The 21,697-nt window shown below is 65.5% G+C and carries 10 protein-coding genes; 3 read left to right on the top strand and 7 right to left on the bottom strand.

The window, feature by feature from the left end:
- Positions 1-103 precede the first annotated feature (103 nt).
- The 6 genes from ACQR1H_RS13340 to ACQR1H_RS13315 all read right to left on the bottom strand — a co-directional run bounded on the left by ACQR1H_RS13340 (position 104) and on the right by ACQR1H_RS13315 (position 16,780).
- Entirely contained in the window at positions 104-4,330 is a 4,227-nt protein-coding gene (locus ACQR1H_RS13340) for a sulfotransferase (protein WP_434907649.1), read from the bottom strand.
- Positions 4,331-4,556: 226 nt separating this feature from the next.
- Positions 4,557-6,377, bottom strand: coding sequence for a hypothetical protein (locus ACQR1H_RS13335; RefSeq protein WP_316215867.1), 1,821 nt, complete (start codon positions 6,375-6,377; stop codon positions 4,557-4,559).
- A gap of 562 nt (positions 6,378-6,939) precedes the next feature.
- Complete coding sequence (locus ACQR1H_RS13330; RefSeq protein WP_316215866.1) at positions 6,940-10,209, bottom strand: beta strand repeat-containing protein; 3,270 nt, start codon at positions 10,207-10,209, stop codon at positions 6,940-6,942.
- Positions 10,210-10,761: 552 nt separating this feature from the next.
- Complete coding sequence (locus ACQR1H_RS13325) at positions 10,762-12,891, bottom strand: autotransporter strand-loop-strand O-heptosyltransferase (protein ID WP_410051399.1); 2,130 nt, start codon at positions 12,889-12,891, stop codon at positions 10,762-10,764.
- A gap of 67 nt (positions 12,892-12,958) precedes the next feature.
- Positions 12,959-14,914: an HlyD family type I secretion periplasmic adaptor subunit gene (locus ACQR1H_RS13320; RefSeq protein WP_316215864.1), complete on the bottom strand. Its 1,956-nt coding sequence runs from the start codon at positions 14,912-14,914 to the stop codon at positions 12,959-12,961.
- 3 nt (positions 14,915-14,917) lie between these two features.
- Positions 14,918-16,780: a type I secretion system permease/ATPase gene (locus tag ACQR1H_RS13315; protein WP_316178628.1), complete on the bottom strand. Its 1,863-nt coding sequence runs from the start codon at positions 16,778-16,780 to the stop codon at positions 14,918-14,920.
- Between the two features lie 777 nt (positions 16,781-17,557).
- On the opposite strand from ACQR1H_RS13315, the gene ACQR1H_RS13310 reads away from it, so the two are divergent.
- The 3 genes from ACQR1H_RS13310 to ACQR1H_RS13300 are packed head-to-tail and all read left to right on the top strand — an operon-like array spanning position 17,558 to position 20,702.
- Positions 17,558-17,740: a hypothetical protein gene (locus ACQR1H_RS13310; protein WP_315799877.1), complete on the top strand. Its 183-nt coding sequence runs from the start codon at positions 17,558-17,560 to the stop codon at positions 17,738-17,740.
- Positions 17,737-19,668 (top strand): ethylbenzene dehydrogenase-related protein, encoded by a 1,932-nt coding sequence (locus ACQR1H_RS13305; RefSeq protein WP_315799878.1) that lies wholly within the window; start codon positions 17,737-17,739, stop codon positions 19,666-19,668. The genes ACQR1H_RS13310 and ACQR1H_RS13305 overlap by 4 nt, the downstream gene beginning before the upstream one ends.
- A complete protein-coding gene (locus ACQR1H_RS13300; protein ID WP_315799879.1) occupies positions 19,668-20,702 on the top strand; it encodes a 2Fe-2S iron-sulfur cluster-binding protein in 1,035 nt (344 codons plus the stop codon). The genes ACQR1H_RS13305 and ACQR1H_RS13300 overlap by 1 nt, the downstream gene beginning before the upstream one ends.
- A gap of 39 nt (positions 20,703-20,741) precedes the next feature.
- Here ACQR1H_RS13300 and ACQR1H_RS13295 read toward each other — a convergent pair whose 3' ends face one another.
- Entirely contained in the window at positions 20,742-21,599 is an 858-nt protein-coding gene (locus ACQR1H_RS13295) for a VOC family protein (RefSeq protein ID WP_434907648.1), read from the bottom strand.
- Positions 21,600-21,697: the final 98 nt, after the last annotated feature.

The raw sequence follows: 21,697 nt of genomic DNA, 5'->3' as shown, positions 1-21,697 counted from the left end.
CCCAGGAGCACAATGCTCGAGCCGCTCCGCCGCGCGGCCGGATAGCCGGGTGCCGCGCCTGTCACCGATCCCTGGGCAACAGCACCCGGTTATTTGCCGGCGGTCATGTGGTTTCCGGCGGCGGAAGGTCGATGCCGAGCGCCGCGCACAGCGGCCCAAGATGTTTCTCGTAGCGGCGCCAGCTTCCGATCGAGCGGCGGTAGATCGGCTCGCGCACCTGCATCAGGCTCGCCGTGCGCACCATGCGCTCGGTGCGATGGAAGTCGAGGCAGGCATCCTCCCAGTCGAGCCCGCAATGGGCGAGCACGCGGCGCGACACGCCGTCGAGGTCGTCGACCAGATCCTCGTATTGAACGTCCATCAGGATGCCGGGCGGTAGCACCTTGTGCCAGTGTTCCATCACGCCCTCATAACCCCGGTAGTAGTGGCCGAGTTCGGTCAGGTCGTAGGCGAATGGCTGTGAGCCTGTGAACAGCAGCGAGTAGCAGGAAATGCAATTGTCGAGCGGGTCGCGCCGCGCGTTGATGATCCTGGCGCGCGGGAACGCCGCATGGATCATCCCGACGAACAGGAAGTTCAGCGGCATCTTGTCGACGATGCGCTCGGCTTCGGGCGCTAGCGTCCGAACGCGGGCGGTGTACTCCTGACCGATCTTCGTCATTTCCTCGGGTGGCAGCAGCGTGATCAGATCGGGATACGCCGGAACGACCTTCTGGCGGTTGGCGCATTCGCCGACGAGATCCTTGAAGGTCTCGAGCTCGCCCGCGCCGAAGACCTTGGAATGGCTGGCCAGCACCTGCTCCATCAGGGTGGTTCCGGAGCGCGGCATGCCAACGATGAAGATCGGGGCCCAGGAATCGTCGCCGTGCCCTGCAACCATGCGAAAGAACTCGGGCGTGAAGCGCGTCGCGACGTTTTTCATCATGCCGAGCCGCTGCTCGGAGTCGTAGTCGAAGGTCTTGCGCTTGAGGGTGTTGGCCTTGTGCAGATGCGAGAAGGCCAGGTCGTAGTCCTTCAGGTCGGACAACGCCTTGCCAAACGCGAAATGGGCTGCGATCTGCTTCTCCTGATCGAGCTGGTCGACGCGTTCGATCAGCTGCCGCAGACCAGGAAGCCGGCTGTCGTCCGGCTTGAACTTCGACATGTTCGCGAGATTGAGGTGGATCGGCGCGTCGTCCGGCGCCAGCTCCAGGGCCTTCTGGAACGCTGCCGTTGCCTCCTCGAAACGGCCGAGCGCCTGGTAGGCGACGCCGAGATTGTTGTAGGAGCCGAAGCGTTCCGGCTTGATCTTGATGGCCAGCAGGTTCTGCTCGATCGATTCCTCGAGCCGGTTGAGCTCGAGGAAGGCGTTGCCGAGATTGCCATAGGCGTCGGCATAGTCGGGCCGGCTCGCGATCGCCCGCTTGTAGTGCTCGATGGCGCGCTCGCGATGGCCCTGGCGCAGCAGCACGTTGGCGATGTTGTTGTGGGTCTCGGCATGCTCCGGGCTGAAGTCGAGGACCTTGAGGTAGTGTTTCGCTGCCTCGATGTCTTTTCCTGTCGTGTAGAGCAGGTTGCCGAGTGCGAAATGCGCATCGAGGTGCTGCGGCTTGTTGTCGATCGCCCGCCGGAGCAGGGCCATCGCCTCGTCGATCAGCCCCTGGTTCTGGCGAACCATGGCGAAGGCGTAGAGGATGCCGGGGTGGCTCGGCGCCAGCGCGAGTGCCGTCTCGTAATGCTGTACGGCCGTCTCATAGTGGCCGGCGGAGGCCTCGACGGCTCCGATGCTGCCATGGGCCTCGGCGGATTTGTCGTTCACCGCGACCGCGCGCACGAAGAAGTCCTTGGCCTCGTCGAGCCGGTTGGCGGTGGTGCAGATCATGCCGAGTCCGACCAGCGCGTCGAACTGGTTCGGCTGCCTCGCCAGGATCAGGTTGTAGATCGTCTCGGCATCCTTGGAGTCGCCGCGGCCTTGCAGCCTCTTTGCCACGGCAGCGGCGCCTTCGACCAACGTCTGCAACGATCCGGCCTGCTGCGAAGCGAAGGAAAGCGATGCTGTTGTCGGCGTCACCACGGGCGGGGCCACGTTCACGGGCTGGGGCGGCTTGGCGCCCGCGATCGCCTCGGCAATGGTCGGCCGCACGGCTTCGCTGCCGAGCGCATCGAGCAGCGGCTTCAGCCGGTCGCCATACATCCGCCAGCGGCCGACCGATCCGGAGAACAGCGGCTTGCGGACCTGGACCAGGCTGGCCGTGTTCACCGGACGCTCGTTCTCGTGGAACGACAGGCAGGCGTCATCCCAGTCGAGCCCGCAATGCGCCACGATCTTGCGCGCATGCGCATCGAAGTCACGCACCACGTCCTCATACGCCACCTCCAGCATGACGCCGTCCGGCAGCACCTTGCGCCAATGACCCATCAGGGCATCGTAGGCGCGGTAGTAGCGGCCGAGCTCGGCGAGGTCGTAGGCGAAGGGCTGCGGCTCGGCGAACAGCTGCGTGTAGCAAGACAGGCAGGTGTCGATCGGATTGCGCCGGACGTGAATGATGCGCGCATTCGGTAGCGCGAGATGGATCAGCCCGGCGAACAGGAAGTTCGACGGCATCTTGTCGACGATGCGCTTGGTGTCCGCCGGCAGGTCGGTGAACCGCTCGAGATAGGCGCGCGCGAGGGCCTCAATGTCGGCGTCGGACAGCTTGGCGAGCATCTCCGGATAGTCGCCGCGGGCACGGTCGGTGAACAGTCCCGCGGCGGCCGCGAAATAGTTGACCTCGCCGGCGCCGTGCACGGCGGAATGGCTGGCGAGGAGCTGCTCGACCAGGCTGGTGCCGGACCGGGGCATGCCGATGACGAACACCGGCGCCGGCGATGGATCGCCATGGCCGGCGCGCGCCTGCAGCATGTCCTTGGAGAACACCGCGCGGATGCGCTCGATCTGGCGCAGCGTCTGGTTCTCGTCATAGTTGATGCGGCGGCGCTCGAGAGCATTGCCGGCGTTGAGGTGGACCAGCGACCGTTCGCCGTCCTTGATGTCGGTATAAGCCCGCCCGAGGGTGAAGTGCAGGGCGATGCGCGCATCCTCGGTGAGCGTCTCCGAGTTCGCGGTCAGATCCTGCAAGGGCGCCCAGCGCGCGTCGTCGACCGCGAACGGCTTGACCACGCCGTAGTTGAGGTGCGTGCCGATACTGCGCGGGTTGACAGCCAGGGCGGATTCATACGCGAGCGCCGCCTCGTCGAGCCGTCCCAGGATCATCAGCACGCCGGCGAGATGGTTCATCGTCGTCGCGTCGCGGGGATCGTGGGCGAGGGCCGTTCGATAGCTTGCGACGGCGTCCTCGTAGCGCTTGACGTCGCGCAGCGCATCGCCGCGGTTGCGGTGGGCGACGGCATAGTCGGGGCGCCGGCGCACCGCCTCGGCGTAATGCGCGAGCGCCAGGTCGTGCTTGCCGCGCGATTGCAGGGCATTGGCGAGATTGTTATGGGCCTCCGGGAAGTCCGGCCGTTCGGCGATGGCGCGCTCATAATGGAAGATGGCGGCAGGGACGCTCTTCATCTCCAGGTGCAGATTGCCGAGATTGTAGTGCGCCTCGGCGAGATGCGGGCTCAGGGCAAGGGCCTGCTGATAGGTGCGGATCGCGGCATCGAGCTCGCCGGCGGCCTGCTGGCAGCCGCCGATGTTGAGCAGCACGACCGGCGCATTGGGCTGGATCGCGAGCGCGCGCGTGTAATGGACAATGGCTTCCGAATGCCGCCCGAGCATGCGGCAGGCGTCGCCGAGGCTGGCGGCGGCCGCGGCGAAATCCGGCCGCGCGTCGAGCGCGGCCTCGTGATGCGCGAGCGCGCGCTCGTACTGGTCGAGGCGCTGCAAGGCAAAGCCGAGCGCCTGGTGCGCGTCGGCGCTGGTCGCGTCCGCGGCCAGCACCAGCTCCAGATGCCGAACCGCGCCGCCGGGGTCGCCAAGGCTGGTGAGCACGCTGCCGAGCAGCAGCCGGGCGTCGGTCGAGGTCTCGTCGAGCGCGACGGCGCGCTGCAGATGCGCGCTCGCTTTGGCGAGATCGCCGAGGCCTGCGAAGGTCTTGCCGAGCGACAGGTGCAGATCCGCGGCATCACCGGCTTCCTCTGCGGCCTGGTCGAGCAGGGCGCGTGCCTCATGCGCATCGCCAAGCTGCAGGCGGACCGCGGCGAGGCTGCACAGGGTGCGGAAATGACGGGGCTGAAGCGAAAGAACTTTCCGGTAGGCCTGCTCAGCGATGCGCAAGGCTTGATCGCTGAGCGCGGCCGCCGACGGCTGTCCGCCGTCCGACGCTGTGGGGACGAGGCGGGGGCGGAAGGCGACGGCGTGCTCGTTCATGATGGCAACTTGCTGAATGTTCGACGAATGCCGTTGTCGAGGCGGATTGAAGCGAAACGGAGGCTTAGACGAGGCCGATCGCAAGCGGTCGGCTAGAACCCTTCGAGCAGTGCATGGAATTTGTCCGGCCACGTGCAGCGTCGATGGCCGGTGCTGCCACAACGCAACGAGCCGGCGTAGACCCAAGGGTCTGCGCCGGCCAATGTTGGTCAGGTTGCCGAGGGCGTCAGCCCCACATGTGATGCATCGCGTGGTGGTGGGACATGTCCGGACCGCTCGATGCGGCTGCAGCGGTTGCGGCTGGCGCCGCCGCGGCCGCCGCCGTGTGGTGGCTGCTGTGATGGCTGTGGTGGCCGCCGCAGTGATGGGTCGTGGTGGTGTTGTTGTCGCCGCCGGTGGTTCCTCCGCCGGCCGTTCCACCGCCCGTCGTGCCGCCTCCGGTCGTCCCGCCACCCGTGGTGCCTCCGCCGGCAGTGCCGCCTCCGGTGGTGCCGCCACCTGTCGTGCCACCTCCGCCCATGCCGCCGCCGGGCGTGGTCGTGCTCGCAGGCGTTCCGCCCGTGCCGTTGGCGATGTTCGGCGTGGCGCCCGCCGGCATACCGGTGCCCTGGGCAATGCCATTGACCGCCGTCGCCGTCACGAAGCTCGTCGCGGACGTGACGTAGGCCGATCCGCCGATCGCGATATTGTTGCCCGCGATGTCTCCGGCATTGCCGATGTAGTTCGCGGCGGCAGCCTTCAACATCGCCTGATCGGTCGCCAGGGCGGCACCGGTGTCACCGTTCATGATGCCCATCAGGGCCTTCGTGGCCATGGTGGTGTCGGACTGCAGAGCGCCGGCGGCGAGCTCGTCGTCGAAGCGTCCCTTGAACACCGCGCCCTGCGCCGCATCGAATGCCGCACCGAAGTTCTGGTAGTTGGTGATCTGGTCGATCAGGGCCTGCGACGCCGTCCCCGTTCCATTGGCGACCGCAACCAGCTTCGCACCCAGCGTGTTGCCCTCGGCGAGGAAGTTGGCCCAGAAATTGGTCTGCGCCTGATTGTCCTGGAACTTCGTGACCGTGCCGGTCAGGCCGCCGGGCATCTCCGAGAAGCCGCCGCCGTGTCCCGGCATGCCGGTGCCGCCCGCCGCGGCGTTGAGGGCCGCGTCGTTCTGGAACACGTCGATCATGTCGACGATGTTGTCGGCGGAGCCGCGCAGCGCCGTCGGGCTGGCCATCGTTTCGGCGACGTTGTAGTTGTTGATTTGAAGGTTTGCCTGGCTGAGCAGCGTCATCAGATGCAGCGTCGTCGTCTGGGCATCGACAGCGGTTTGACCTGCTTCAATCGCAGCGAGCTTCGCGGGATCGTTCAGGATCGCTTGGAGGCCCTGCGCCACGGCCGTGAAGTCGGCTTGGACCTGGTTGATATTGTTGGCGCTCATGCCGCCCAGCGAAAGGTCAGCGACGGCATTGAACACCGTTCCGATGGCGGTCAGGTCGCCCGCGGCCGCTGCAGCGAGATTGGTGGCGCTGTCGTTGCCGGCGGGAAGGCTCTGGAACGCCACATCCATGGCACCCGTGTTGGCCAGGAAGGGAACGTTGTTGAGCGCGGCCGAGAGATGCGCGTCACCCTGGATCTGCGCCAGGATCTGCATCTGCACGTTGTGGATGGTCTGGTCGGCTTCGGCGAGGGTCGCCGGATTGGTTGTGTTCGGCGCCGCGTTGATCAGCGTCGTGATCTCGTTCGAGACCTGGGTGAGCACCGCGGTGTCGGTCGCGTTGAGCGTAAAGGCCTTGCCGCCGATCGTGACGTCTCCGGGATTGGCCAGCATCGCGTTGATGTCGTTCTGCACGGCATGCAGGTCGGTGGTGTAGCTGCCGAGGAACGGGTTCGAGTTGCCGCTGTTCTGCGGCGTCGACCACAGGCCGGTCGAGATGCGAACGGCGTCGTTGAAAACGACGCCGGCCTGCACGAGGTCGGTCGACAGGTTGAGCGCCGAGGCGCGAACCAGCAGGTTGGACGTGCCATTCGCCAGCGCCGTCGGGTTGAAGGTATTGGCTGCCATTGATCATCTCCCCAAGTTTCAACCCGGCGTCTGCTGCTTGGCGGTTCGGCAGCACGCGGGCGTTGATCGGGCTGAGACATCTCGTTCACCTCCTCGCGGAGCGGGCGAAATGTCGCAGCCTCAGAGCACCTGGGAATTATTTGCTCCAATGGGGCCAAAAGAAGCGCCGCGGAGTCCTCAAATATGATGTTGTTCGGGCAAACGACGATTGTCGCAGCCGGGTCACGGCCGCGCTCGGAAGCGTACTAACTCCTTGAATTCCGTCGTGGCATCCTTGCAACATCACCGCTCAGCGAAGCTTCGATGCACGGTCCAGACAAGAAGTTGCCCCGATCTTGCGGCTGGTCGCCGATCTCTCCTTAGAAAAGTTCCAGCGTAACGAGGGTTCACAGTGCGGAACGGAACATGCATCTTTGCTGATCTTCAGAGGCTTCCTTTCTTCAACGCGTGTCGTCTCGCCCGGCTCATCGTCCTTCTCATTTCCCCCGGGAGCACTGCGTGAGTTGACCTCATCTGCTTGCTCCCGGGTATCCGATCCGCAGCAGCTGCTGCGGCTGCCTCATCAACCCCACATGTGATGCATCGCGTGGAGATGCGACATGTCGGGACCGGCAGCCGCGGCCTGGTTCGTATGCGCGCCCTGGCTGTGATCGTGATGATGGTGATGATCGCTGTGATGCGCGGCGTTGCTGCCGTTGTTGGCCGTGGTACCTGTCGACGTGCCGCCAGCCGCCGCTCCGCCGGTCGACGTGCCTCCGTTCGCCGCGGTGCCACCGGCTGCCGCGCCACCGCCGGCGGTGGTTCCTGCCGCAGCTGTGCCGCCAGTGCCGTTGGCCAGGTTCGGTGTCGCGGTGACCGGAATGGTGCCGTGCGCGGTGCCCTTGATGGAGGTTGCCGTCGAGACCGTCGTGGCCGTCCCGACATAGGTGCCGCCATTGACGGGAATGTTGTTGCCTGAGACGTCCATGGCGTCCGCCGCGAAGCCTTGGCCTGCCGCGGCGATCATCGCCTTGTCTGCCGCAAGTGCTGCGCCGGTGTCGCCGTTGAGGATGCCTTGCAGGCCCTTGACGGCATGGGCAGTGTCAGCTTCGAGCGTGCCGCTGAGCAGCTCGTTGTCGAACCGACCCTGGAATACGGCCCCCTGCGCGGCGTCGAAATTGGCGCCGAACTGCTGGTAGTTCTGGATCTGCGTGATCAGGGCCGCGCTCGCCTGCGCACCGCCGGTCGAGATCTTCTGCAAGGTGGCGTTGATGGTGTTGGCCTCGGCCAGGAATGCAGCCCAGAAATTCGTCTGCGCCTGATTGTCCTGGAATTTGGTGACCGTGCCGGTCAGTCCACCCGGATCTTCGGCGAAGCCGCCGGAATGGCCGGCATTGCCGTTGCCGCCCGCGGCCATGTTGAGGTTGGTGTCACCCTGGACGATGTCGATGATGTCGAGCAGATTGTCGGCCGTGCCGCGCAGCGCCGCCTGATTTCCCGTGGTCGCCGCCGCGTCGTATTTGTTGAGCTGCAGGTTGATCTGACCGAGCGCGGTCTGCAGGTGGATCGTTGTCAGCGCCGCCGCGTTGGCGGTCTCGCCGGCCTCGATCTGCGCGAGTTGAGTCTTGTTGTTGAGGATGGCCGTCAGGCCCTGCGAGACCGCAGTCAGATCGGTGTTGACCTCCTGCAGGTGCGCCGCGTCGATGCCGCCGGAGGCGAGCTCGACCACCTTGTTGAAGACGAGGCCGACGTCCTTGAGGCTGGCGCCAGCGGTCGCCGCAGCAAGGCTCGCCGGATCGTCCGCGCCGGCGGGCGAGGTCTGGAAGGCGATGTCCTGGCCGCCTGTGTTGGCGAGGAAGGGCACATTGTTCAGCGCGTTCGCCAGATGGGCGTCGTTGTGGATCTCGCCCAGGATCTCCTGCTGGAGCGCATGAATGGTCTGGCTGGCGGCAGCCTGGGTGGTGGCGTTCGCGAACTGCCCCGCCGCCTGCAGCAGCGTCCCCAGCTGACCCTCGACGTTGGTGAGGACTGCCGTGTCAGTGGCGTTCAGTGCGAAGGTGTGTCCGCCGAGCGTGACCTGACCTGGATTGGCCAGCATGGCGGCGATATCGGTCTGCACCGCCGTGATGTCGGCCTGATAGCTGCTCAGGAACGTCGGCGAGTTGCCGCTGTTGGCGAGGCTGAACAGGCCGAGCGAAGCGCGGACCGCATCGTTGAAGACGACGCCGGCCTGCACCAGATCGGTCGAATGCTGAATAGCAGTGGCGCGAGTCAGCAGGTTCGACGTGCCGTTGGCGAGCGCGGTCGGACTGAAGTTGACTGGCGTGGCACCACCGCCGCTGCTCGGCGGCGTCGAAGTGGTGCCGCCGGTGCCGTTGGCGATGTTCGGGGTCGCCGTCACCGGGATCGTGCCGTGGGCGAGGCCGTGCACCGAGGTCGCCGTCGAGACCGTGGTGGCCGTGCCGACATAGGTCGCGCCGCCAATCGCGATGTTGTTGCCGGAGACGTCCATGGCGTCAGCGGCGAAGCCCTGTCCGGCGGCGTTGATCGCCGCCTTGTCCGCCGCGAGAGCCGCGCCGGTGTCGCCGTTCAGGATGCCCTGCAAGCCTTTCACGGCGGCCGCCGAGTCGGCTTCCAGCGTGCCGCTGAGCAGCTCGTTGTCGAAGCGGCCACGGAAGACATTGCCCTGGGCGGCGTCGAAATTGGCGCCGAACTGCTGGTAGTTCTGGATCTGCGTGATCAATGCCGCGCTGGCTTGCGCGCCGCCCGTCGAGATCTTCTGCAGGGTTGCGTTGATGGTGTTCGCTTCGGCCAGGAACGCGGCCCAGAAATTGGTCTGCGCCTGATTGTCCTGGAACTTGGTGACCGTGCCGGTCAATCCGCCGGGATCCTCCGCGAAGCCTCCGGCATGGCCCGGCATGCCGTTGCCGCCGGCTGCCATGTTCAGGTTGGCGTCGCCCTGGATGATGTCGATGCTGTCGAGCAGGTTGTCGGCCGTGCCGCGCAACGCAGCCTGATTGCCGGTCGTTTCCGCCTTGGCATACTGGTTGAGCTCGAGGTTGACCTGTCCGAGCACCGTCTGCAGATGGATGGTCGTGAGCGCGGCCGCGTTCGCCGTTTCGCCGTTCTCGATCTGTGCGAGCTGGGTCTTGTTGTTGAGAATGTTGGTCAGACCTTGCGAGATCGCGGTGAGGTCGGTCGTGACCTCCTGAAGATTGCCGGTGTGGATGCCGCCGGAGGCGAGGTCGACGACCTTGTTGAAGACGAGGCCGACATCCTTCAGCGTGTTGCCTGCGGTCGCTGCGGCCAGGGTCGCCGCATCATCGGCACCGGCCGGCGTGTTCTGGAAGCCGACGTCCTGGCCGCCGGTGTTGGCGAGGAAGTTGACCTTGTTGAGCGCGCCGGACAGATGCGCGTCGCCGTTGATCTCCTGCAGGATCTCCTGCTGGACCGCGTGCAGCGTCTGATCCGCGGCTGTGATCGTCGCAGCATTCGTGGTCTGCGGTGCGGCCGTAAGCAGCGTCGAGATCTGCGCCTGCACGTTGGTGAGAACGGCGGTGTCGGTCGCGTTCAGCGTGAAGGCCTGGCCGCCCAGGGTCACCTGGCCGGGATTTGCGAGCATCGCCGCGATGTCGTTCTGCACGGCGTGGAGATCGGTCGTGTAGCTGCCGAGGAACGGGTTCGAGTTGCCGCTGCCGGCCTGCGAGAACAGGCCGAGCGAGGCGCGCACCGCATCGTTGAACACCACGCCGGCTTGGACGAGGTCGGTCGACATGTTGAGCGCTGAGGCGCGCACCAGCAGGTTCGACGTTCCGTTGGCCAGCGCCGTCGGGTTGAAGGTGTTATTCGCCATAGATCATCTCTCCCCAAGTTCATCCGACGCCCGGCAGGGCCCCGTACCGAAACTGGCCGGACGATGCGGAAGCGCATCGGCCCTGCGTCGGACGTGATGCGCCGCGCCTCACGCCCGTGCGCCGCTGTGTCGCGCGTTCTTCTGACGCGCGCTACTTTGTCGCACCTCGCTATATGCTCGGAGCAATCGGGCCAAAAAAGGCGTGGGGGAGTCCGCAAATATGTTGTTCTCGGGACATCGCGGATCTGTGACAGATGCGCCGCGATCGCGTGCCAAGTGATTGATTTCTGGCGGCAAGCAGCAACTGCGCGGTGCGGCGACCGGGCGCGAATTGCATCTTGTCGTCAAGATGCTGCCTGCATCTCGCCGGTGAGTGGCCGGTCTCCAGCGATCAGACGCAGGGTTGGTCTGATGCTGTCAAGGCTGCCCGGCGACGCGGGCGCGCGGCATTGTCGCAGCGCCATCGCTGGAAAAACGCCACGATGGATTGTCTGTCGGGGGAGTTAGAGGCAAAGGCGCCTGGGCGTGTCGGCCGACCTCGCCGTGCGCCGTTCAGGACGGCGGCGCGGCCTGGCGCTGCGCCAGGAGCGCAGTCCTGATCTTCTGCAGCAGTGTGGTGTAGAGCTGATTCCAGGCCGGGTCATTCTGCCCGTTCGCGTCGAGCCCTTGCTTGGTCAGGCCCAGGCTGATCCGGTAGACGGCGAGGGCGCCGTCGATGTTGCCGAGCGGAAGGAAGGCATCGCCCAGACTCTGATAGGAATTTGCAAGCGCCTGCTGCAGCGACGGGTCGTTGGCGATCGTGTTGGCGAGATGGGTGATCAGCGCGGTGTTGGCGCGACGCTGCTCGAAGGCTTCGGCATGGCGGCCCTGGGCGGTGAGCACATCCGCCAGCAGAGCGTGGCACCAGGCGAGGTCGCGCTGAAAGCTGAGATTGCCGCGATGGGCCGCGGTCAGCTTCCGGATGATGGCGAGGCTGGCGGAATAGGCGGCATGCGCAGCCTCGAGGTTTCGCTGAACGAACAACACGGCGCCGATGCGGTTCAAGGCGACCGAGAGGTTGCGTTGAAACCCGGCGTCGTCCGGATTGGCTGCGGTCAGGTACCTGACGATGGCGATGCTCTGCTTGTAGTTCTGCAACGCGTCCATGAGATCGCTGGCGGTGGCTGCGCGATCGCCTTCCGCGATCCCGGCGGCAGCCTGATCCAGCAGCCTGCCGGCGGCGACCGTGACGCCGACCGCAAGGCCCCCGCGGGCGACATCGCCGCGCGGGCGTTCCAGCAGCGCGGCGAGCGCGACTGGCTCGTCGCTCTCCACGGATTCCGGCGCAGACTCTGCTCTCGAGGCTCGATCCCGATCAAAGGGCGCAGGCGGCGCCTGCTGCTGAGAGGCGCGCGGTTGCGGACGCAATCCCCGTCCGAAGCCGGGAATTCGGCGCAACATGCCCTCGACCTGCGCGGCCGTGATCAGGCGCGTGCATTCGAACTGCCGGGACGTGCCCTGCCATCGCGGGCACCACAGAAAGTCCTCATGGTCGAAGCGATGACGGGCATCATTCCAGCAACTGTTGCAGGCGTGATGGTTGATGACCCGATAGGGGGTCGCAAACTCGTTGGTCGGGTGGGTGAAGCCGCTGATAAGCACGACCGGAGTGCCGACCGCCCAGGCCAGCCATGACAGCCCCGAGGAAAGGCCGATGAAGAACGCGGCGTGCTTGAGCCAGCGGGCGCGCTCGGGCAGCGGCCGGTCGCCGGTCTGATCCTCGGCTTCGGCAGGAATCTGCGTTCGGAAAGCGCCGTGGCTGCGCTCCGCGGTCTGATCGACGCAGATCACGCGATAGCCGGTCGCGCGCAGGAAGGCCACGACGCTCTGCCAGCCCTCCGGATTGTTCCAGTGCTTGCATGCGGTCGTCGCCTGCACGGCGATGCAGACATAGGGGTCCTCGATGGGACGGCTCTCTTCGCTCAACGCGACGCGTGGCGGCTGCTCGGCCGGATCGACGCCGAGAATATGAGCTGCTGTCCGATGCAGACCGACCTGCCGGAAATCACAGGGATGATGCACGAACTCGGCATCGTCGAAGAACAGCGCGACCGAGTAGGTCGCGTAGTATCGCTCCGCCTGGACCGTGTCGTGGCTGAGGAACGTGATGTCTGGGTAGACGGCGCGGAACAGCGGGATCAGCGGCTCGCCCATCGCACAGCTCAGGCGGCATCGATGCAGGTCCTTGAACTTCACCACATAGCTCATCCAGCCGATGATGTCGCCGATCGTGCCAACCGGGAATTGGATCAGGACGTCGCGGTCGGTGGCGTCATAGTCGTGGCACAGCAGCAGCTCGGGCCCTGACCACACTTCCAGCCTGAACGGGACGAAGTAGCGCTTGCTGCTGTTGACGTGCCCAGAGCGCAGGTCGATGTCGAACAGGACGTTGGCGGTCTCGAGATCGCTCAACCGGACGCGCCAGGCGTGTCCGGTGTCGGGCAGCATGACACGACAGCCGTCGTTGAAATCGAAGCGCAGCCCTTGGGGACCCTCCTGGGTCGGCATGGCCGCTGGCGGTGGCAGTCGCGGCTTGCGTGCCTGATCAGACGCCTCGGTGCGGGCGCCGGGCTGGGCGGACGGTAACGCACTCGTCGGCACCATCGCCGGGTCCGAGGTGCGGAGAAAATTTGCAACGTTCATGTTGAGGTGCCGACGCGGTCTGCGTTCATTCGTGAGCGATGGCGCCGACCGCGGCGGTTCGGTCTTGTTACTCCACGAAGGCGCGGCGCCACTGATCGAGAACCGGCTTCATCAGATAGCTGAGCATCGTCCGGCTGCCGGTTTGAACGTAGACTTCGGCCTGCATGCCGGGCATCAGGTTGACGTTGCCGAGCCGCTTGCGCTCCTCGTCGGATAGCGTGATCCTGACCGTGTAGAAGGTAGAGCCGGTTCGTGGGTCATTGGTGATGTCAGGCGACACGAACGAGACTTGGCCGCTCAATTTCGGCGTGGTGCGCTGGTTGAAGGCGTTGAAGTGGACCATCGCATCCTGCCCGGTGTGGACGTGATCGATGTCCTTGGGCTGGACGTGCCCTTCGACCTGCAGTTCGTCCGAATCGGGGACCAGCTCCATGACGGTCTCACCCGGCTTGATGACGCCGCCGATGGTGTGGATCGCGAGCTGGTGGATAGTGCCGGAGTTCGGCGCGCGCATCTCGATGCGATCGAGCTGGTCGCGCGCGGCGACGCCCTTCTCGACCAGATCGCCTTCCTTGGCCTGTGACTCGCTGAGATCCTTGACCACCTCGCTGCGGAAATCCTGATCGATCTTGACGGTCTGGAGCTCGGCTTCGCTGATCTTGGACCTCGTCTCCGCCACGCTGGACACCAATTGGCCGCGTTCACCGTCGATTCGAGCGGCTTCCCGCTGCAGCGTAGTCAGTCGCGTCAGTGGAACGAGCCGCTTGTCATAGAGCTCCTGCACGCCGGCCAGCTCGCCCTTGATCAACTCGATCTGCTTGTTCTTGGATTCGAGCTGGGACTCCATGCCGCTGATCTCGTTGTTCAGCTGGACGATGCGGCCCTGCAGCAGCTCCTTCTGGCTCTTGCGGGTCGTGGCACGGGCCTTGAACAGCGCGTTCTCCGACGCGATCACGGTGCGGACATTCGGATCGTCCTGACGTGAGGTCAGAGTGGACGGATAGTCCGGCTGATCGAGACCGTCACGCTCGGCCGAGAGCCGTGCAATCTTGGCGCGCTGCTCGTTCAATTGCTTGGTGATCGCCTGGAGCTGGGCTTGGCTCTGCGTGGCGTCGAGCCGCACGAGCAGATCGCCCGCCGCGACGCGCGTGCCGTTGTCGACCTTGATTTCCGCGACAATGCCGCCTGTCGGATGCTGAATGGCCTTCACGTTGGATTGCACCACGAGATTGCCGGGGACCACGATCGCGCCGGCGAGCGGCACGAGGGTCAGCCAGCCGCCGCCGAGAACGGCGGCGACAAGCAGCACCCGCAAGCCGAGACGCAGCTCGTTCTCGAACATGCGGCTGACGCGCGGCACCAGCGATTCGTCCGAGCCGTCGTCGAGATCAGCCGCCGTTCCTTGCGTCGCAATGAAGGTCATGCCGGTGGTCAAGGCCGTGCCGGCGGTGCCGACCAGGCGGCCGACCCGGGTTTGCGGAACGACGGGCGCATGCGCCAGGCGGGCAGGGAGGTTCTGCTGTCCTATCGGTCGCGGCGCACCGACGCCGAAATTGCCGTCGCGCCGCGCATCCTGCAGGTCGAGCACGGGCGCCGAATTGCCGCCCGCCACGCGTGCAGGCGGATGGCGCGGCGGCGGCGATAGCTCCGGCTCGTAGCCACGCATCGGTGCGGGCTGCTGCCAGTCCATCTCGCGGATGCCTTCACCGCGGCGTGCCCGGGGCGCCTGGGCACCGAGACCGAACAGCGACAGCGACGCACCGAGGGCGCGGCCCATGGTGCTGCCCTTTTTCTTCGAGCGCGGCTTCGGCCTGCCCTGCGACGGCGGCGGACGCCGGCGCTTCTTGCCGCCGTCACGTGCACCGCGGCGTTGTCGCGGGTCCTCGTCGGAGCCGTCGTCGAATGCGCCCTGCAGCCGCTGCAGCTCGAGGATCAATGCGTCGCCCTGCGGACCGACCGCGCGAGTCTTCGGTCGTACATAGTCGTCGTCGTCGAACGGCCTGAAGTCGTTGATGTGTTTCATTGATCAAGCGCTTTCTGCTGGGGCGGCGCGACGAAGCGAGCGGGCGTTCGGATTTGGCGCCGCTGCGGGAGCAGCAACCCTGGGCGGAGCGGGGGCATGCGCGACGGCAGGTCCCGCGGCCTTGTTGGCCCCGGCGACTCGGGCAAAGATCTCCTGGCAGGGACCGAATGCGATCGCCTTGCCCTCGTACAGCACCAGCGCCATGTTGAGCGCATTCAGCGCGCTGGGACGGTGCGAAATCACGATCACGATGCTCTGGTTCTGCTGCCGCATGATCTGAATGGCGCGGCTGAGCGCGTTCTCCCCGTCGGTGTCCAGATTGGCATTCGGCTCGTCGAGGACGATGAGAAACGGATCGCCATACACCGCGCGGGCCAGACCGACGCGCTGCCGCTGACCGGCCGACAGCGACATGCCGCCTTGGCCGATTCGCGTCGAATAGCCCTCCGGCAGCCGCAGGATGATGTCGTGCACGCCGGCGATCTGCGCCGCCTTCAGGATCGCATCCGAGCTCGCATTCTCGTCGAAGCGGCAGATGTTGTCGGCGATGCTGCCATCGAACAGGGCAACGTCCTGCGGCAGGTAGCCGATATGGCGGCCGAGATCCTCGTTGCTCCATTGGTCGAGCGCTGCGCCGTCGAGGCGGACGGATCCATGCTGTGCAGGCCAGATGCCGACCAGCGCCTTCGAGAGCGAGGTCTTCCCGGAGGCACTCGCGCCGAGCAGCGCCAGACCCGTGCCTGCCTTGATCGAGAACGACACGTTTTGAACGATCGGCCGATCGGTGCCCGGCGCGGTGACCGTCAGCTCCTGTACGGTCAGCTCGCGGAATGGGCGGGGCAACGCGACCGGCGGCGCTTCCGGCCTGGCCGTGGCCTTGCAGATATCACGCAAACGCGCGATGCCCTGGCGCGCGGCGACCAGCTGTTTCCAGCTGCCAAGTGCGATCTCGATCGGGGCGAGCGCGCGGCCCATCAGGATCGACGAGGCCATCATCACGCCGCCGGACGCCTGTTCGGAGACGACGAGCGCCGCGCCGATACCGAGCATGCCCGACTGCAGGATGAAGCGCAGCACTTTCGCGGCGGCCCCGAGATTGGCGTAGACATCGCTGGCGCGAATATTGTCCTTCAGATAGCGCTCGTTGACGGCGTTCCAGCGTGCCGAGAAGCGATCCAGCATTCCGAGCGCGCGAATCACCTCGGCATTGCGCTGGGTGGCATCGGCGAGAACCTGCCGCGCGGCGCTCGTGTCGCTGGCGGATTTGCTCGCCTGACGCGACAACCGGTCGGTCACCAGCGTCATCGAGATGATTCCGGCCGTGCCGATGACGGCCGTGATGCCGATCAGCGGATGAAACAGAAACATCCCGATCAGGAAGATCGGTATCCATGGCATGTCGAGAAAGGCGGTTGGTCCCATGCTCGACATGAAGGCGCGCAGCTGGTCGAGATCGCGCAGCGGCTGCTGCATCAGCATCGGCTTGGTGCCGCGCAGGGGCAGGGTGGCCAGAGCGTGATGAATCGCGTCCTGCAAGCTCGCGTCGAACACGGTCGCCACCCGGCACAGCATGCGGGTGCGCAACGCGTCGAAATAACCCTGAATCAGATAGACGGCCAGAATCATCACCGACAGGCCGACGAGCGTGGCGAGATTTTTGCTCGGAACGACGCGATCATTGACCTGCATCATATAAACCGAGCCCGAGAGCATCAGGATGTTGATGACGCCGCTGAACACGCCGATGCCGGCCATGCGCTTCACAGCCTGGCGCAACCCGCGCGTCACCGGATCGTCGCTTCCCGAGAGAAGGTCGTTGAGGGCAGCCGCGGCTTTCGTTCTCGGGCGCTCTTGAGCCAGACTCATCCAGGCGCGTCTCCCAAAACACAGTGCTTCACTCCGCGCTATTGACAGTCGATACCGACGATTTTCCGGCAACAATTGGACATGTGGGCAATTCCGTCGCAGCGTCGCGGGCACACGACCGGCGCGAGACGCAATGCGCCGGGTCGGCTCTGAAAAGTTGTGGCGTCGTTCGGAGCGATCGGGTCTGTGCGAAATCTGTCCGCGATCGTCGATGGTTGCAGCGTGATAACAGCCATCGGCACGCGACGCGCGTCACACATTCGTCCGTCTATCACCTTGGTTCCGTACTCATTGGTCGCGGTCCGGGCCGAATGACGCCACGAAGCCGAATAAATCTTCCTGCGGTGCAACGCACAGGCGTTGTCATCTCGATCATGCGGTATTCGATGATGGTGCGGAGAACGATCATGATGGCGGCGGCAACACGAGGACATGCGGCCCCGCGCACCAATCCAGGACGTGCAATCAGCTCGGCCAGGCATGGCGGCCGACGATGTGTTCTATCATCGAACGTGCGGCCGCTGTGGAACCAGTGACCCGTCAAGCATCGGGCGCACGAGATCAACATCAGCTCCAGGGAGGACCAAGCAGATCAGTCCGCGTGCAATCCGAGCAACTCGTCACCGGCTCGGGCCACGGCAGTTGATCAACCATAGGCGTGATCCAACCGGTCACGCTCAAGCGTAGCGGGGCAACGATTGGGTGCAGAACGGCGCCGTAACGCCGAAGTCGGACGAAGTTGCTCACTTAGTAAAGCGTATCCGGGGGACGACAAAGTTGCTGAACGACATCACCATCGAGACGCGTGATGCGGGAATGGATTCGGGTCGAGGGGCGGCCCGCAGGAGTGAATACTTCATCATCCTGCGCCGGATCGGTCCGCTGAGACGAAATACGGTCGCCAGGTCGGCGGTAAATCGCGCCGATCGCGTGCGCGCAGCTCTGGAGGCGCACGCATGAAGATCCGCAAGACCGACTATGGAACGATCATCCTGCACTGGACCCTGGTTGGGGCCACTGTGATCGCGTTCTTGACGGGGCTTCGCATGGCGACCGAAGCGCCTGGACACGCGTGGATCGCCAACAATCTCGACTGGCTGCTGCCCCGGCACCGGACCTGGACCTGGCACATGCCGGCTGGGGTCGTGCTTGCGAGCGTCGCCGTCGCCTACATGATTTATATCTCGAAGTCGGGGCTCGGTCGCCGCGTCACCATCGACAAGATGCGCTTCAAGGGCCTGCTCGGCCGCCGGCCGGCGCGGCTGGGCTCGATCAGTGTGATGCTGCACTGGGTGCTTTTCATCTCCATGGCGATCCTGATCGTCACCGGAGGCATGCTCTTCTTCGGCGTGGCCTCCGGCTACGTCACCATGATGATCCACTGGTACGCGACCTGGGTGATCCCGGCCTTCGTGGTGCTGCACGTCCTGGTTCATTTCAGCATCGGCGGAAAGATGCAGCTCTATCGCGTGTTCCGGCCGGCGCCCTTGCCGCCGCCGCCGCCGAAGCTCGATCCCGTCGAACTGCTCACGATGCTGGTCGAGCAGTCGGAAAAGCTGGAGGAGGCGGAGGCGCCTCCGAAGCGGCCTGCGCCGGCCGCGCGGCCTGCAGCGCGTGAGCCGATGCCGGCGCCGCGGCGCATGGAGGAGCCGCTGCGGGCGCGCTCCGAACCGCGGGTGCCGCCAGGCCGCATGCGTCCGCCGCCGGCACCTGCCAAGGGCAACTCCCGTCGCCGCAATCCGAGCTTCCAGTCCAACCCGTTCATGGTCGCGATCGCCGCAGCCATTGTGATCGGCTCGGCGATGTTCGCCGCCGACTACTACGCCGAGGACACCGTCACGGTGTACCGAATCGCGACATCGGATGCGCCGACGCTTGACGGCGATTCGTCGGATCGTGTCTGGCGCAACATCCAGCCGCACATGGTGACGACCAACCAGGGCGACAATTTCGACGGTACCGGCGAATCGCGCGTCTGGATCAAGGCCGCGCATGACGGCACGTGGGTGTATTTCCTCGTCATCTGGGAGGACCCGACGCGGTCGCTGAAGCAGTTGCCGCTGATCAAGAAGGCCGACGGCTGGCATCTGCTGCAGAACGGATTCGACAAGGGCGACGAGAACGACTTCAACGAGGACAAGTTCTCGCTGTTGTTCACGACGCTGCCGATCACCCTGGCCGCGGACCGAACCTTTCACATGAGCTCGCAGCCGATGCCGGACAAGCCGCCGACGCTGTCGGGTCGCGGCATCCACTATACGCCGGCGCCGAATCTCTATGCCGACGCCTGGCTGTGGAAGGCGACGAGCGGCGGCCCGACCGGATGGATGGATGATGATCATTTCGGTCCGCCTGCAGAACCCACGCCGGATCAGGTCAAGGGACTCACGCCCTACAAGGGCGGGTTCGCACCGGATCCGGGGACCGCGAACTATTCCGACAATTTCGTGATCGACAGGGAGGCCGCAAGACTGGGGAATCGGGGCGTGAGACCGAAGCGCCTTCCGAAGGACGTCGCCGCGATGACCGCGGCGATGGGCGAGATCAATCTCGATCCGAACATCGGCGAGAGCGAAGGCGCACGCTGGTTCATGACCGAGGCCGAATCGGTGCCGTATTCGGCCGAGGCGGATGCCCAGACGCCGATCGGGACCGTCGTGCCCGGTGTGCTCGTCAGCGGCGAGTTCACCGGCGATCGCGCGGACATCCGTTGCGCAGCGCGTTGGGCCGCGGGCCACTGGACGCTCGAAATTGCCCGCAAAATGGACACGAAAAGCAAGTACGACGTCCCGATCAAGAACGGTGTCTTCATGCGAGTCGCTGCGTTCGACCACACCCAGATCCGACATACGAGGCAGATCCGGCCGATGCGACTTGAGGTGCAGTGATGGGTAAGATTTGCAAAATCCAGTACAACAGGGAAACGTTCTACGCGAATGTGGGCGATATCCTGCTCGACGGCGCCATCAACAGTGGCGTGGATCTGCCCCATGACTGCCGCAGCGGAATCTGCGGCTCCTGCAAGGTAACGGTCGTCGACGGCAAGCTGTTCGGCGGGATGGAAGGCGACATGGCGCATGCGTGCCAGGCGCGTGTCGTGTCCGACCTCAAGATCATCACCGAGCCCGTGCCGGATACGGTGACGATGAATTGCGAGGTGGGCGATCTCGTGCGGCTCGCGCCCGACGTCGTCGGCGTCACCCTCGAGATGCCGAAGCCGCTGCGATTCTTCCCCGGGCAATACGCCAAGGTCCAGTACCGCGGTTTTCCGACCCGCTGCTACAGCCCGACCTATCCGATGGTCGGCGCGCCCGACAGCCATTTGCTGTATCTGCACATCCGCATCCTGAAGGATGGCCTGGTGTCGTCGGCGCTCGGCCGCGACATCCAGGTCGGCCATCGCGTCAAGCTGACGGCGCCGCTGGGCACCGCGTTCTTCCGACAGAAGCATCGCGGCCGGATCATCCTGGTGGCGAGCGGCACCGGCTTCGCGCCGATGTGGGCGATCGCTGTCGCCGCCATCACCGAGAATCCGAAGCGCGAGATCGTCTTCATCGTCGTGTCGCGCACCTTGCAGTCGTTCTACATGCATCAGGCGTTGTGCCGCCTGGCGCGCTTCCCGAACGTGAAGATCATTCCGATCGTGTCGGAGCCGCAGAACGTCTCGCCCGCGATTCGCAGCGGCCGGCCGACCGAACACATGCCGGAGCTCACGCCCAACGACGTCGTCTACACCTGCGGCGCGCCGGCCATGACTGAGGCGGTCGCGAAGATGTCACGCGCGGCCGGCGCGAAGTGTCATTGCGATCCGTTCGTGTCGTCGGCGCAACCTTCGGAGACCCGCGGCGGACTCATGGATCGTCTCGCCGGATGGCTCGACAGCCAGCGCGGCCGGCCGGCGATGTTCCAGCCGGCCGAATGACATCGAGGCAGCCACGGCCCGTGGCCGCCTCGCGAAAGTCTAGCCGGCCACGAAGCTGAGCAGGGTGCCCGTCGCTGACGCCGGCGGAACAACGAGGCTCGCGCCGCTGCGCACCGCCGCCGCGCCAAGCGCCTTTTCCGTCGTTGCGAGATCATGTGAAGCCAGCACCAGGCCGGCGCCGCCGCGCTCCGGCAAGCCGGCGAGCGACACGCCGGGATAACGCGCTGCGAGCTGCTCCCCGGTCAGGAACACGAAATCGGCGCGATCGCCGCCCGAGGTCACGGTCACGGCGCCGTCGGCCTCGGCTCGCCCGTCGCGATCGATCAGGCGCGACAGATGGGCTGCGTCCTTGGTCGGATCCGGCGTCACGATCAGGGCCTGCCTCAGCTGCTTGGCGGCGTTGGCATGGCGCATCAATTCCGGGATCCAGACCGTCTCGCGCGTCTTGTGCTGGCATGCGAAGATGCGCAGGCCGCCCGGAGCCTCCGCGACCGGCCATTGAAACACCCGGAATTTCGCTGCCGAGATGGAGCCGTCGGGCAGGGGCACCGGCCGTTCGAAATCGATCGGGCCAATCGGCTCAAAACCCTTGGCGCGGATTTCCTCGGCGCCGGCCGCCGAGTCGATCGCGGTGAAGGCGATGCGCTCGATGCCTTCGCCGCGCTGGGCGAGGAAATTGCGGGTCGGAACGTTGTGGTCGGTCTCGGCGAGGATGCCGAGCAGCTCGATGTAATCAGGATCGAGCATGATGGTGTAATTGCCAGACCCCATCTTGGCGCTGTGCGTCCCGCGCGGAGACAGCGTGAAGCCCAGCCGCTTCCAGGTCTCCGCCGCCGTGTCGAGATCCTTCACCACGACGACCGCGTGATCGATACCGATGACATTCTTGAGGGCCACGCGTTTGTCTCCTTGCAGCGAAGTTGGCATATTGGCGGCCGAACTATGCCCAATCGACCCATGCGCCGCAACCGGCGCGGATGGGCGCTCGGCGCAAG

This window comes from Bradyrhizobium sp. HKCCYLRH2015 (assembly GCF_051168215.1).
Taxonomy (GTDB): Bacteria; Pseudomonadota; Alphaproteobacteria; order Rhizobiales; family Xanthobacteraceae; genus Bradyrhizobium.
This window is presented reverse-complemented; position numbering and strand designations above follow the sequence as displayed.

Bases quoted from the DNA above. Each gene is read 5' to 3' on its own strand.
- ACQR1H_RS13335 (WP_316215867.1), bottom strand. From the start codon at position 6,377: ATGGCAGCCAATACCTTCAACCCGACGGCGCTGGCGAATGGCACGTCC.
- ACQR1H_RS13305 (WP_315799878.1), top strand. From the start codon at position 17,737: ATGAAGATCCGCAAGACCGACTATGGAACGATCATCCTGCACTGGACC.
- ACQR1H_RS13340 (WP_434907649.1), bottom strand. From the start codon at position 4,330: ATGAACGAGCACGCCGTCGCCTTCCGCCCCCGCCTCGTCCCCACAGCG.
- ACQR1H_RS13320 (WP_316215864.1), bottom strand. From the start codon at position 14,914: ATGAAACACATCAACGACTTCAGGCCGTTCGACGACGACGACTATGTA.
- ACQR1H_RS13300 (WP_315799879.1), top strand. From the start codon at position 19,668: ATGGGTAAGATTTGCAAAATCCAGTACAACAGGGAAACGTTCTACGCG.
- ACQR1H_RS13330 (WP_316215866.1), bottom strand. From the start codon at position 10,209: ATGGCGAATAACACCTTCAACCCGACGGCGCTGGCCAACGGAACGTCG.
- ACQR1H_RS13325 (WP_410051399.1), bottom strand. From the start codon at position 12,891: ATGAACGTTGCAAATTTTCTCCGCACCTCGGACCCGGCGATGGTGCCG.
- ACQR1H_RS13315 (WP_316178628.1), bottom strand. From the start codon at position 16,780: ATGAGTCTGGCTCAAGAGCGCCCGAGAACGAAAGCCGCGGCTGCCCTC.